We start from the raw sequence: 13,172 nt of genomic DNA, 5'->3' as shown, positions 1-13,172 counted from the left end.
ATCATGACGACCGCCAATCCTGCTGTAAAAATCGGCAATGTAACGTTCTCAAACACTGCGCCGCTGGCATTGATTGCTGGGCCTTGTCAGATGGAAACACGGGAACACGCTTTTGAGATGGCTGGGCGTCTGGTTGAAATCACCAGCAAGCTTGGTATTGGTCTCGTTTACAAGTCGAGCTTTGACAAAGCCAACCGCACGTCGCTGAGCGCACAGCGCGGCATTGGTCTGGATAAAGCGCTCGAAGTCTTTGCAGACCTCAAAAAAGAATTTGGGTTTCCGGTTCTCACAGACATTCACAATGAACATCAGTGTTCGGAAGTTGCCGAAGTTGTCGATGTTCTGCAAATCCCGGCATTTCTTTGCCGTCAGACTGATCTTCTGGTTGCAGCAGCCAAGACTGGCCGCGCGATCAACGTCAAGAAGGGCCAGTTTCTGGCGCCTTGGGACATGAAGAACGTGCTGGCGAAGATCACCGAAAATGGTAATCCAAATGTGATGGCAACTGAGCGCGGTGCATCCTTTGGCTACAATACGCTGGTGTCCGATATGCGCTCGCTGCCGATCATGGCTGGTTTTGGTTCACCAGTGATTTTCGATGCGACTCACTCTGTGCAGCAGCCGGGCGGTCAGGGTGGCTCGTCAGGTGGCCAGCGTGAGTTTGTTCAAACGCTTGCAAGCGCTGCTGTGGCTGTTGGTGTGGCTGGTGTGTTCATCGAAACGCACGAAGACCCAGACAATGCGCCGTCCGATGGCCCCAACATGGTGCCCATCGACAAAATGCCTGCATTGCTTGAAAAGCTCATGGCATTCGACAGAATTGCTAAATCGATTTAAAATTCATCAAGAATTCACAGGCGGGGGATTTTCCTCCGCCTTAAATGTCTGTAATGAAGACCTGAAATTGAATTTCTTCAATGTGCCTTGCAACAAAGCGGGGCTACCTACAGGGAAGGACTTGCCCCTATGACTGCAATCATCGACATCGTTGGTCGCGAAATTCTCGACAGCCGCGGTAACCCAACCGTCGAAGTCGACGTTTACCTCGAAGACGGCTCTTTTGGCCGCGCTGCTGTGCCATCGGGCGCATCGACAGGCGCGCATGAAGCTGTAGAGCTTCGCGACGGCGGCAGCCGTTATCTCGGTAAGGGCGTTGAAAAGGCTGTTGAAGCAGTCAATGGCAAGATTTTTGATGCAATCGCTGGTCTCGACGCTGAAAATCAGTTGCTCATCGATCAGACGCTGATCGAACTTGATGGCACACCAAACAAGGGCAATCTCGGTGCAAACGCGATTCTCGGCGTTTCACTTGCTGTTGCTAAGGCTGCGGCACAGGCTTCTGGCCTGCCGCTCTATCGTTATGTTGGCGGTGCGAACGCTCACGTTCTGCCGGTTCCAATGATGAACATTATCAATGGCGGCGCTCATGCTGATAATCCAATCGATTTTCAGGAATTCATGATTATTCCGGTTGGCGCTCCGTCGTTCCGTGAAGCTGTTCGTTATGGTGCGGAAGTTTTCCACACGCTCAAGAAGCGTTTGAAAGATGCTGGCCACAACACCAATGTTGGTGATGAAGGCGGTTTTGCGCCAAACCTGCTCAGTGCAGAAGCAGCGCTCGATTTCGTTGTCGAATCGATCGAAAAAGCTGGCTTCAAGCCGGGCGTAGACATTGCAATTGGTCTTGATTGCGCGGCAACTGAGTTCTTCAAGGGCGGCAACTACGTCTATGAAGGCGAAAGCAAGACCCGTGATCCAAAGGCGCAGGCTGAGTATCTCGCAAAGCTCGCTGCTGAATACCCAATCGTGTCGATTGAAGACGGTATGGCTGAAGACGACTGGGAAGGTTGGAAATACCTGACCGACCTGATCGGCGACAAGTGCCAGCTCGTTGGCGATGATCTGTTCGTCACCAACTCGGCACGTCTGCGCGATGGTATCAAGATGGGCGTTGCCAACTCGATCCTCGTTAAGGTCAACCAGATTGGCTCGCTCAGCGAAACGCTGGATGCTGTCGAAACCGCTCACAAGGCTGGTTACACCTCTGTCATGTCGCACCGCTCGGGCGAAACAGAAGACTCGACCATTGCCGATCTCGCAGTTGCAACCAACTGCGGTCAGATCAAGACTGGCTCGCTGGCGCGTTCGGATCGTACTGCAAAGTACAACCAGCTCATCCGCATCGAAGAAGAACTTGGCAAGCAGGCTCGCTATGCAGGCCGTAGCGCTCTGAAGTTCCTCTAAGACGTCTTACCAAAATTTGAAAACGGCGGCTTAAAGGCCGCCGTTTTTTATTGGCTTCATGCTTCTTCTTTGTGAAGCATCATAATCACAACGGCCATCATGCTTGGAAGCGCGTATATCAGCGCCCCTAGTTGTGTATTGAGCGGGTTTTCCTTGGCTTGCCACGCCATGAACCAATCACCTGCCACGACCATGAAGCCGATGCCCCAGACTGCGATTGCGCACAGGGCTCCGAGCATCGCCCATGCTTTGCCGTTGGAGAAAGCAGAATAGTCTTTCCCAATGTTTGCAATCATCTTGATGACGCCGATCGTGGCTAGAATGCCTGCCAGCGTTTCCATCGCTGTAATTCCAGCAAGCCCTACGTAAGGCGCCCAGCTCGCTGTAATAGCGCGCCAAGTTAAAGCGGGATTTCCATAAGTGTCAGCCATGGACAAAAGTGGTGCAACAGCATGTTGAGCAGTGCCTGGAAAATCAGCTGTGTTATTCAGAAAACTGAATAAGCCCCACAATGCAGGAAATAGTGCCATAACGATACATGCTATTCTTTTCACTATTTTTTCGTTCATAATATTATATTCCTATGTAATTATATTAAGAAGTAATCGATGTTTATATTTCGTCATAAATATTAATATTATCTACCTACTCGATTTTGGCTAATTTTCAGCCTTTTTTATTTGCCTTCTATCTTTTCAATTTTGCGTGTTGGTGGCAAAGCACGAGTGCTATTGCTTTAGCGACTTAGCGGCCTATTTCTAATTTCCTGTGTCTCAGGTGAATAATAAGAAAAATATCATCACTTGGTGGAGGGCGAAAAATTGGGAGAGAAAAATGGCTTACATAGAAGGATTTGTCGTTGCGGTTCCAAAGGCCAATAAAGAGGTCTATCGGCAACATGCCGCTAAAGCTGCGGAATTATTCAAAGAGTTTGGCGTGACGCGTATGGTCGAGGCCTGGGGCGATGATGTGCCCAATGGTAAGGTCACAGACTTTCGCCGTGCTGTGCAGGCAAAGGACGATGAAGAGGTGGTCTTTTCGTGGTTTGAATATCCTGACAAAGCCACACGCGACGCTGCTAATGAAAAAATGATGAGTGATCCGCGCATGAAGGAAATGGGTGAAACCATGCCTTTTGACGGTAAGCGCATGATCATGGGTGGTTTTTCAACGATTGTTGATGTTTGAACGGCGCAGCATTCATTAATGGGATGGCGGCTGTCGTCGCCATTCTTACTCTCGTGCTGGGGTAGGGCTCCAAAAAATCTGACGCTAGAGCCACTGTCATCGCCCTGCGGTAAAGCTCTGTTAAGCAGAATTATGTTTTATGGTGGAAATCGGATTGACGGCTTCAAATCAGCATCGAAGCCCTCGTGAGTATCCGGGAAGGAAGCCGAAATGTGGACCAAGCAGAAACGTAAATCTATCCGTGGCCGTTTTGTGCTGCCTGTTTTGACAGCTGCGTTTCTGAGTTATTTTGGTTTCCACGCCTATCATGGCGAATTTGGGCTCTATTCCCGTCTCCAGCTGGAACAGCAGAAAAGCTTGCTGACCGATCAACTTGCACAGGTGACTGCCGACAGAGCTGCACTTGAAAAGCGAGTCACGCTTCTGCGCGATGGCTCGATTGAAAAGGACATGCTTGACGAGCAGGCTCGCAGGGCGCTTAATCTCTCCCATTCCGATGAAATGACGATAATCATTTCTCGCGAAGATCGGTCAAATTAACCAAATTCAGGTTAATTGTCTTTTTGTGATATGTTTTTAAAGGCTTGGCGGCATAGCAGCTATGCTTTGCGTGCATATTGTATCTTGTAAATTGCCCGTATAACGTCACAATAGAACGACAATCGTAGAGCGCCGCGCGTCCTTCGTGTGCGTGAAAGGTGCTCTGATAATTTGAATCGTCGCATGTTGCTTTCAAAATCACCTCTGATTTTGGGTGCATGCTATAGGGAGCGAGATATGGCACCGAGGGCTAATAAGGCGCCTGCTGGAAAAACGCAGACGTCTTCTGTCACCACCCCCAAGACGCCAGCGCCTGCAAAGTTTAATAAAGAGCAGGAACTGAGTGCTTACCGCGAAATGCTTTTGATCCGCCGTTTCGAAGAAAAGGCCGGACAGCTTTACGGTATGGGTTTCATCGGTGGCTTCTGTCACCTTTATATCGGTCAGGAAGCCGTTGTCGTCGGTATGCAGACAGCGCTCAAGGAAGGTGATCAGATCATCACTTCCTATCGTGACCATGGTCACATGCTGGCAACTGGCATGGAAGCACGTGGCGTTATGGCCGAGCTGACTGGCCGCCGTGGAGGTTACTCCAAGGGCAAGGGCGGCTCCATGCACATGTTCTCGAAGGAAAAGGGCTTTTACGGCGGTCATGGTATCGTCGGCGCTCAGGTTCCTCTTGGCACCGGTCTTGCCTTTGCGAACAAATATCGCGGCAATGACAATATTTCCGTCACCTATTTCGGCGATGGCGCTGCCAATCAGGGCCAGGTTTATGAAGCCTTCAACATGGCATCGCTGTGGAAGCTTCCGGTGATCTACGTGATCGAAAACAACCGCTATGCAATGGGTACATCGGTTTCGCGTTCTTCCGCTGAAACAGATTTCTCCAAGCGCGGTGTTTCGTTCAACGTACCGGGCATCAAGGTCGACGGCATGGATGTTCGTGCTGTTGCGGCTGCTGCCGAATTTGCTGCCGATTGGGCGCGTTCGGGCAAGGGCCCATTGATTCTCGAAATGGAAACCTATCGTTATCGCGGTCACTCCATGTCCGATCCTGCGAAATATCGTTCGAAGGACGAAGTGCAGAAAATGCGTTCGGAGCACGACCCGATTGAACAGGTTAAACTGCGCCTGATTGAAAACAACTGGGCCACTGAAGAAGAGCTGAAAGAAATCGACAAGAATGTTCGCGACATCGTCGCTGATTCGGCCGATTTCGCTCAAAACGATCCAGAGCCGGATGTTTCCGAGCTCTACACGGATATTCTGCTCTAATTCAGGAAAGGTATTGTCATGCCCGTAGAAATTCTCATGCCTGCCCTTTCCCCGACGATGGAAGAAGGCAAACTGTCCAAGTGGCTGAAAAAAGAAGGCGACAAGGTTACGTCTGGTGACGTGATCGCTGAAATCGAAACCGATAAGGCGACGATGGAAGTTGAAGCCGTTGATGAAGGCACAATCGGCAAGCTGTTGATTGAAGAAGGTTCGGAAGGCGTAAAAGTAAATACGCCAATCGCAATCCTGCTCGGTGACGGCGAAAGTGCATCCGACATCGGTTCTGCTCCTGCTGCAAAAGCGGAAGCTCCAAAGGAAGAAGCGAAAGAAGCGCCAAAGGCCGCAGAAAAGAAGGCCGATAGCGTGCCTGCTGCTCCGAAAGTTGAAGTTGCTTCCGATCCGGACATTCCAGCTGGTACAGAAATGGTTTCGATGACTGTGCGTGAAGCACTGCGCGATGCCATGGCTGAAGAAATGCGCCGCGACGACAATGTCTTCATCATGGGTGAAGAAGTTGCCGAATATCAGGGCGCTTACAAGATCACGCAGGGTCTTCTCGATGAGTTCGGCCCACGCCGCGTTGTCGACACCCCGATCACCGAGCATGGTTTTGCTGGTGTTGGCGTTGGTGCTGCTATGGCTGGCCTGAAGCCAATCGTCGAATTCATGACGTTCAACTTCGCCATGCAGGCGATTGACCAGATCATCAATTCGGCTGCCAAGACGCTTTATATGTCGGGCGGCCAGATGGGCGCACCTATGGTGTTCCGCGGACCTTCGGGTGCCGCTGCCCGCGTTGCTGCTCAGCACTCCCAGTGCTATGCCGCATGGTACAGCCAGATCCCGGGCCTCAAGGTCGTCATGCCTTACTCAGCTGCTGATGCGAAGGGTCTGCTCAAGGCGGCTATCCGCGATCCAAATCCGGTTATCTTCCTTGAAAACGAAATTCTCTACGGTCATCATTTCGATGTGCCGAAGCTTGACGATTTCGTTCTGCCAATCGGCAAGGCCCGCATTCACAAGCAGGGCAAGGACGCGACCATCGTTTCGTTCGGTATCGGCATGACCTATGCGGTCAAGGCTGCGGAAGAACTGGCTGCACAGGGCATCGATGTTGAAATTATCGATCTGCGCACCATCCGCCCAATGGATATTCCAACGGTCGTGGAATCGGTCAAGAAGACGGGTCGTCTTGTGACTGTTGAAGAAGGCTACCCACAGTCTTCCGTTGGTACTGAAATTGCTACCCGCGTCATGCAGCAGGCTTTCGATTATCTCGATGCGCCGATCCTGACGATTGCTGGCAAAGACGTTCCGATGCCATATGCGGCCAACCTCGAAAAGCTGGCTCTGCCGACTGTAGCTGAAGTGGTGGAAGCGGTGAAAGCCGTGACCTACACCGCCTGAGGAGTTACTGGACATGCCGATTAAAATCACCATGCCAGCACTTTCACCAACCATGGAAGAAGGCAATCTTTCCAAGTGGCTGGTTAAAGAAGGCGACAAGGTTACGTCCGGCGATGTGATCGCCGAGATTGAAACCGACAAAGCGACGATGGAAGTCGAAGCTGTTGATGAAGGTGTTGTTGCGAAGCTCGTCGTTCCTGCCGGAACCGAAGGCGTCAAGGTCAACGCGCTGATCGCAATCCTCGCCGAAGACGGTGAGGATGTCGCAGAAGCAGCAAAGGGTGGCGACGCTGCTCCTGCACCAAAGGCGGAAGCTAAGGCTGAAACGCCTAAGGAAGAGCCAAAGAAGGAAGCTGCACCCGCAGCAGCCCCGGCTCCTGTAAAAGCTGAAGCTCCAGCGGCTGCTCCTGCTACTAATAGTGGCGCCGAAAACAAGGGAGATCGCGTTTTCGCATCGCCGCTTGCGCGTCGCATCGCGAAGGATGCAGGCGTTGATGTTTCCGCTGTTAAAGGCACTGGTCCTCATGGCCGTGTTGTTCAGCGTGATGTTGAAGCTGCAATCAAATCCGGCGGTACGAAAGCTGCGTCTGCTGCACCACCGACGGCTGCGTCGGCTCCGAAGCCTCAGTCAGATGATGCCATCCTCAAGCTCTTTGAAGAAGGCACCTACGAAATCGTTCCTCACGACGGTATGCGCAAGACCATTGCTCGCCGTCTGGTTGAATCGAAGCAGACTGTTCCGCATTTCTATCTGACGATTGATTGCGAACTCGATGCGCTTCTGGCTCTGCGTTCGCAGATCAATTCCGCAGCACCCGTTACCAAGACAGAGAAGGGAGAGGTTCCGGCCTACAAGCTTTCTGTCAATGATCTGGTGATCAAGGCTGTTGCTCTTGCGCTGCGTGATATTCCTGAAGCCAACGTCTCCTGGACTGAAGGCGGCATGATCAAGCACAAGCGTGCGGATGTGGGCGTTGCTGTCTCCATTCCGGGCGGTCTGATTACGCCAATCGTGCGTCAGTCTGAATCCAAAACGCTGTCCGCCATCTCCAATGAGATGAAGGACCTTGCCAAGCGTGCGCGTGATCGAAAGCTTAAGCCTGATGAATATCAGGGTGGTTCGACCTCTGTGTCCAACCTTGGCATGTTCGGCGTGAAGGACTTTGCAGCAATCATCAACCCACCACATGCGACGATCTTCGCAATTGGTGCAGGTGAACAGCGTGCAGTGGTCAAGAATGGTGAAGTGAAGGTTGCGACGGTTATGTCTGTCACGCTCTCCACCGATCATCGCGCCGTTGATGGCGCTCTGGCTGCTGAACTTGCACAGGCCTTCAAGCGTCACATCGAAAACCCGATGGGTATGCTGGTCTGATATGGTTATACGCCGCGTGTTATCTGACACGCGGCGTTTCCTATTTATAAGCCGACAGAAAGTCGGCAATTCGAGAATGCGCACCGCAAGAAAATCTGCGTAAGATGCTGCTTCTCGTATTTCTGATGTTTTAAGGGCAGGAAACTATGGCCGACATCTACGACGTTATTATCATCGGATCGGGACCGGGCGGTTATGTCACCGCTATCCGCGCAGCGCAGCTTGGCCTCAAGACTGCCATTGTCGAGCGCGAGCATCTGGGCGGCATTTGCCTTAACTGGGGTTGCATTCCGACCAAGGCGCTGCTGCGTTCGGCGGAAGTGCTGCATCTGGGCGAACATGCCAAGGATTACGGCCTTAAGCTTGAAGGCTCGATCAGTGCTGATGTGGATGCGGTTGTTGCGCGTTCGCGTGGTGTGTCGGCGCGGCTGAATGGCGGCGTTGCCTACCTGATGAAGAAGAACAAGATCGACGTGATCTGGGGCGAAGCTAAGCTTGTTAAGGGCGCTTCTGGCAATACGCCTGCGGAGATTTCGGTCGGTAAATCATCGAAGCAGCCAATGCTCCCGCAGAACCCAGTGCCGAAGGGCGTTTTGGGCGAGGGCGGCTACAAGGCCAAGCATGTGATCGTTGCTACCGGCGCACGTCCGCGTTCGCTGCCGGGTATTGAACCAGATGGCAAGCTGATCTGGACCTATTTCGAAGCCATGGTTCCACCGGCGCTGCCAAAGTCGATGGTGGTCATGGGCTCCGGTGCGATCGGTATTGAGTTTGCATCCTTCTACAATGCCATGGGCGTTGATGTGACGGTTGTTGAACTGATGCCGAACATCATGCCGGTTGAAGATGTGGAAATTTCCACTTTCGCTCGTAAGCGTCTGGAAAAGCTCGGCCTCAAGATCATCACCGAAGCCAAGGTTACCAAGGTTGAGAAAGGCGCGGATTCCGTGACCGCTCATATCGAAACCAAGGACCGCAAGGTTGAAAAGCTGACTGTTGATCGTCTGATTTCGGCTGTTGGCGTTCAGGGTAACATTGAGAACCTTGGTCTCGAAGCGCTTGGCGTGAAGACAGACCGTGGCTGCGTTGTGATCGACGGCTATGGCAAGACCAATGTCGAAGGCATTTATGCCATTGGTGACGTTGCTGGTCCTCCGATGCTGGCTCATAAGGCTGAGCATGAAGGCACGATCTGCGTTGAAAAGATCGCTGGTTTGCCGAATGTTCATTCGCTCGACAAGGGCATGATCCCGGGCTGCACTTACTGCAATCCACAGGTAGCATCTGTTGGCCTGACTGAAGCCAAGGCGAAGGAACAGGGCTTTGACATTCGTGTCGGTCGCTATTCTTTCTCGGCAAACGGTAAGGCTATTGCGCTTGGCGAAGATCAGGGTCTGGTTAAGACGATCTTTGACAAGAAGACTGGACAGCTGCTCGGTGCTCACATGGTTGGCGCAGAAGTGACCGAACTTATTCAGGGCTTTGTCGTTGCGATGAACTTAGAGACGACAGAAGAAGAACTGATGCATTCGGTCTTCCCGCATCCGACCCTTTCCGAAATGATGAAGGAAAGTGTTCTGGATGCCTATGGCCGCGTGCTGAACGCTTAAACTAGGAGCAAAAATATTCCACTGATCGATAATGGAGGGCCATGGCGGCGTGCCGCATGGCCCATGATTAAATGGTGTACCGTTGGTGGTTTAGCGCTTGGCTTTATGGCCGGGAGCTTGAGCCTGATCGGCGGAAACACCATATCGGTCAATGGAATGGCGATTGCTGGCTGGTATGGCGTCTGGACACTGGCTTTTGCACTTGGATTTGGCGGGCTATTGTTTGGCCTTATCTGGGCACTCGTTTTCAGGGCATTAGGAATGGCGGCGAGACGGTAAGCCGCAGCATATTGACGATGTCTTTGGGTGTGCCAAGTTGACAGGGTACAGACCAGAGATTACGAACCGGACCCAATTTAGAAGTGTTTCAAGTTTGTGAAAACTTCGGATAGGCAGGAAACAGCATGGTTACAGTTCTCGACACGGTGAACCAGAGACGTCTTCGTCATCCGGAGAAGGCACATCGTCCGGATAATGAAATTCTGAAAAAGCCAGACTGGATTCGCGTCAAGGCTCCTGTTTCGCGTGGCTATAGTGAAACACGCGAAATCGTCCGGTCGAACAAGCTTGTTACCGTTTGCGAAGAAGCTGGTTGCCCGAATATTGGCGAGTGCTGGGAAAAGAAGCACGCAACCTTTATGATTATGGGTGAAATATGCACCCGTGCCTGTGCTTTCTGTAACGTTTCGACCGGTATTCCGAAAGCTCTTGATCCGAACGAGCCGGAAAGTGTCGCACGCGCCATCAAGCAGATGGGTCTTACCCACGTTGTTATTACCTCGGTTGATCGCGATGATCTCGCTGACGGCGGCGCACAGCATTTTGCTGACGTTATTCGCGCGATTCGTGAAGCAACACCAAAGACAACGATTGAAATTCTCACGCCAGACTTCCTTCGCAAGGAAGGCGCGCTTGAAATCGTTGTTAAGGCACGTCCTGACGTGTTCAATCACAATCTGGAAACTGTTCCGTCGAAATATCTCAAGGTTCGTCCGGGCGCGCGCTATTTCCATTCCATCCGCTTGTTGCAGCGCGTGAAGGAACTCGATCCGACGATCTTCACGAAGTCCGGCATCATGGTTGGCTTTGGTGAAGAGCGGAACGAAATTCTTCAGCTGATGGATGATCTTCGTTCGGCTGACGTGGATTTCATGACCATTGGTCAGTATCTTCAGCCAACCCGCAAGCACCATCCGGTTGTCCGTTTTATCACGCCAGACGAATTCAAGTCGTTTGAGACAATCGGTCGTACGAAAGGCTTTGCTCTTGTTGCGTCCAGCCCGCTGACGCGCTCGTCGCACCATGCCGGTGATGATTTTGCAAAGCTCAAGGCTGCGCGTGAAGCGCAGGTCGCAGCACAGGCTTAAACTCGCATGCCGCAATTTACTAATGTCAGACGCGTTCATCACAGGGCAGACGAAATGTTTGCCCTGGTTGCAGATGTTGAAAAATATCCGCAATTTTTGCCGATGTGCGAGGCGCTTTCAATCCGCTCCAGCAAAGAACGCGATAATAAGACCTTGCTCGTCGCTGACATGACGGTTGGCTATAAGCTGATCCGCGAGACATTCACCAGTCAGGTGCTTTTGAAGCCGAAAGAAAGCATGATCGACGTGAAATATGTCGACGGCCCATTCCGCTATCTCGATAATCGCTGGACTTTTAAGCCGGTTGGCGATGGTTCGGAATGCGATGTCGAGTTTTTCATCGATTATGAATTCAAAAGCCGCATGCTCGGTATGCTGATGGGATCAATGTTTGATCTTGCTTTCCGCAAATTCTCGGAAGCATTCGAGAAACGCGCCGATCAGATTTACGGTTGAGAATTAAGCCCTTCAAGCACGAGAGCCAGTGCAGATAGCACAGTCTCATGGCGTATTGCTTCGCGGGACTTTTCTCCAAAACGGCATTCTCTATGCAGCGTAGCAAAGCCTTTGCGTGCGCTCGCAATATGCACGAGACCGACTGGCTTTTCCGCTGATCCGCCGCCGGGTCCTGCGATGCCTGTCACGGCAATGCTTATGCCTGCGCATGAGTTGGCAAGTGCGCCCTCTGCCATGGCGATTGCCACTTCTTTTGAGACAGCGCCCACTTGGATGATCAGTTCCATAGGGACGCCGATCATCTCATTCTTGGCTTCATTGGAATAGGTGACAAAGCCGCGATCCACTACATCGGAAGAACCGGCTATATCGGTGAGTGCACCCGCGATAAGCCCACCTGTGCAGGATTCGGCCGTCACGATCATGATGCTATGTTTGCGGCATGCATTGAGAACCGCGATGACTTGCGCTTCAGCGATTAATGTCATTCTGGAACCTCACCGGGATAAATCACGGTTGCCGTCACAATAGCAGCAATGCCTTCACCACGGCCAACAAAGCCCATCTTTTCATTGGTGGTGGCTTTAACTGACACTCGGTCTTGAGAAATGCCGAGCATATTGGCCATGGCTTCTGTCATTGCCGGACGGTGCGGGCCGATTTTCGGCTCTTCCGCGATGATTGTCACATCAGCATTGGCGATACGACCGCCGGCTGCGCGAACAATGCGAACCGCATGTTCAACGAAGATATGCGATGCTGCACCCTTCCATTGCGGATCGGATGGCGGGAAATGCGTGCCTATATCTCCTGCACCGCGTGTGGCAAGCAGGGCATCGGTTAGCGCATGAAGTGCCACGTCTGCATCGGAATGACCGTTGAGCTTTTTGTTGTGGGGAATGGCGACGCCGCAAAGCGTGACGTGGTCGCCCGGCTCAAAACTGTGAACGTCATAGCCGTTGCCGGTGCGGATATCTGGAAAAGAAGTCATGCCATGCCTCAAACGTTTGTCGGCCATTTCGATATCTTTGGCCCATGTCAGTTTGGTATTGTCTGCCGAACCTTCGATAATGCGCACGGACAGGCCAAAGGCTTCTGCAATCGACGCGTCATCGGTAAAATCCGAACGACCGCTTAGAAATGCTTTCTCGTGCGCGTCGAGTATTGGCGCGAAGGGAAATGCCTGCGGTGTTTGCGCTGCGAAAAGACCAGCGCGCGGGACCGTCATTTTGACCGTGCCGTCGCTTGCTGATTGTTTCAGCGTGTCGGATACGGCAAGCGCAGGTAAAACGCCCTCCTGCGGTGTCAGATTGTCGAAAATGCGCGCAAGCAGTTCCTGCTCGATGAACGGACGCACGCCGTCATGGATAAGCACATAGTCAGGCGCGTTTTTGTTGAGCGCCAGCAATCCAAGCCGAGTGGATTCCTGTCGCGTCGGTCCACCCGTGACGACACGCACATTTTCATATTGCTCAATGATAGCGTTATCGTAAAGGGTTGCATCATCGGCATGGATGACCACAATAATCTCAGCAATCTCGGGACAATGCGCAAAAGCTCGCAATGTGCGCGAAAGCACGGCTTCGCCGCCGATCCGCCGATATTGCTTCGGTCCTTCGGTGCTTTGTCCTGCCCGTTCGCCACGTCCTGCGGCTACGATGACTGCTGCTGCCCGTAAAATATCGGTCGCCTTTGTCAGAGATTCAA

The 13,172-nt window shown here is 52.2% G+C and carries 14 protein-coding genes; 11 read left to right on the top strand and 3 right to left on the bottom strand.

Annotated elements, in window-relative coordinates:
* The first annotated feature begins 3 nt into the window (after window positions 1-3).
* Window positions 4-837 carry a 3-deoxy-8-phosphooctulonate synthase gene (gene kdsA / locus WH356_RS03600; RefSeq protein WP_339508821.1) on the top strand — a complete coding sequence of 278 codons (834 nt, stop codon included), beginning with the start codon at window positions 4-6 and terminating at the stop codon, window positions 835-837.
* Window positions 838-966: 129 nt separating this feature from the next.
* A complete protein-coding gene (gene eno / locus WH356_RS03595) occupies window positions 967-2,244 on the top strand; it encodes a phosphopyruvate hydratase (RefSeq protein ID WP_339508820.1) in 1,278 nt (425 codons plus the stop codon).
* Window positions 2,245-2,300: 56 nt separating this feature from the next.
* Here the strand turns inward: eno and WH356_RS03590 are convergent, their stop codons facing one another.
* On the bottom strand, window positions 2,301-2,813 hold the full coding sequence (locus WH356_RS03590; protein WP_339508819.1) for a DUF2165 family protein: 513 nt from the start codon (window positions 2,811-2,813) through the stop codon (window positions 2,301-2,303).
* A 265-nt stretch (window positions 2,814-3,078) separates the two neighbouring features.
* Between WH356_RS03590 and WH356_RS03585 the strand changes: the two genes are divergently transcribed.
* The 9 genes from WH356_RS03585 to WH356_RS03545 all read left to right on the top strand — a co-directional run bounded on the left by WH356_RS03585 (window position 3,079) and on the right by WH356_RS03545 (window position 11,465).
* On the top strand, window positions 3,079-3,432 hold the full coding sequence (locus WH356_RS03585) for a DUF1428 domain-containing protein (protein ID WP_339508818.1): 354 nt from the start codon (window positions 3,079-3,081) through the stop codon (window positions 3,430-3,432).
* A gap of 210 nt (window positions 3,433-3,642) precedes the next feature.
* Window positions 3,643-3,972 carry an FtsB family cell division protein gene (locus WH356_RS03580; RefSeq protein WP_339508817.1) on the top strand — a complete coding sequence of 110 codons (330 nt, stop codon included), beginning with the start codon at window positions 3,643-3,645 and terminating at the stop codon, window positions 3,970-3,972.
* Window positions 3,973-4,209: 237 nt separating this feature from the next.
* Window positions 4,210-5,250 carry a pyruvate dehydrogenase (acetyl-transferring) E1 component subunit alpha gene (pdhA, locus tag WH356_RS03575; protein ID WP_339508816.1) on the top strand — a complete coding sequence of 347 codons (1,041 nt, stop codon included), beginning with the start codon at window positions 4,210-4,212 and terminating at the stop codon, window positions 5,248-5,250.
* A gap of 18 nt (window positions 5,251-5,268) precedes the next feature.
* A complete protein-coding gene (locus WH356_RS03570; RefSeq protein WP_339508815.1) occupies window positions 5,269-6,657 on the top strand; it encodes a pyruvate dehydrogenase complex E1 component subunit beta in 1,389 nt (462 codons plus the stop codon).
* Window positions 6,658-6,670: 13 nt separating this feature from the next.
* A complete protein-coding gene (locus WH356_RS03565) occupies window positions 6,671-8,032 on the top strand; it encodes a pyruvate dehydrogenase complex dihydrolipoamide acetyltransferase (RefSeq protein WP_339508814.1) in 1,362 nt (453 codons plus the stop codon).
* A 146-nt stretch (window positions 8,033-8,178) separates the two neighbouring features.
* Window positions 8,179-9,642, top strand: coding sequence for a dihydrolipoyl dehydrogenase (lpdA, locus tag WH356_RS03560; RefSeq protein ID WP_339508813.1), 1,464 nt, complete (start codon window positions 8,179-8,181; stop codon window positions 9,640-9,642).
* A 63-nt stretch (window positions 9,643-9,705) separates the two neighbouring features.
* On the top strand, window positions 9,706-9,921 hold the full coding sequence (locus tag WH356_RS03555) for a hypothetical protein (RefSeq protein ID WP_339508936.1): 216 nt from the start codon (window positions 9,706-9,708) through the stop codon (window positions 9,919-9,921).
* A 125-nt stretch (window positions 9,922-10,046) separates the two neighbouring features.
* Window positions 10,047-11,009 carry a lipoyl synthase gene (gene lipA, locus WH356_RS03550; RefSeq protein ID WP_339508812.1) on the top strand — a complete coding sequence of 321 codons (963 nt, stop codon included), beginning with the start codon at window positions 10,047-10,049 and terminating at the stop codon, window positions 11,007-11,009.
* A 6-nt stretch (window positions 11,010-11,015) separates the two neighbouring features.
* A complete protein-coding gene (locus tag WH356_RS03545; RefSeq protein ID WP_339508811.1) occupies window positions 11,016-11,465 on the top strand; it encodes a type II toxin-antitoxin system RatA family toxin in 450 nt (149 codons plus the stop codon).
* Here WH356_RS03545 and WH356_RS03540 read toward each other — a convergent pair.
* Both WH356_RS03540 and WH356_RS03535 read right to left on the bottom strand, forming a co-directional pair.
* Entirely contained in the window at window positions 11,456-11,953 is a 498-nt protein-coding gene (locus WH356_RS03540; protein ID WP_339508810.1) for a CinA family protein, read from the bottom strand. The genes WH356_RS03545 and WH356_RS03540 overlap by 10 nt on opposite strands.
* The gene (locus WH356_RS03535; protein ID WP_339508935.1) at window positions 11,950-13,164 is read right to left on the bottom strand and encodes a bifunctional 2-C-methyl-D-erythritol 4-phosphate cytidylyltransferase/2-C-methyl-D-erythritol 2,4-cyclodiphosphate synthase; all 1,215 of its coding nucleotides are present in this window, start codon (window positions 13,162-13,164) and stop codon (window positions 11,950-11,952) included. The genes WH356_RS03540 and WH356_RS03535 overlap by 4 nt, the downstream gene beginning before the upstream one ends.
* Between the last annotated feature and the right edge of the window lie 8 nt (window positions 13,165-13,172).

This window comes from Ochrobactrum sp. MYb379 (assembly GCF_037479515.1).
In the GTDB taxonomy this organism is placed as follows: Bacteria; Pseudomonadota; Alphaproteobacteria; order Rhizobiales; family Rhizobiaceae; genus Brucella.
This window is presented reverse-complemented; position numbering and strand designations above follow the sequence as displayed.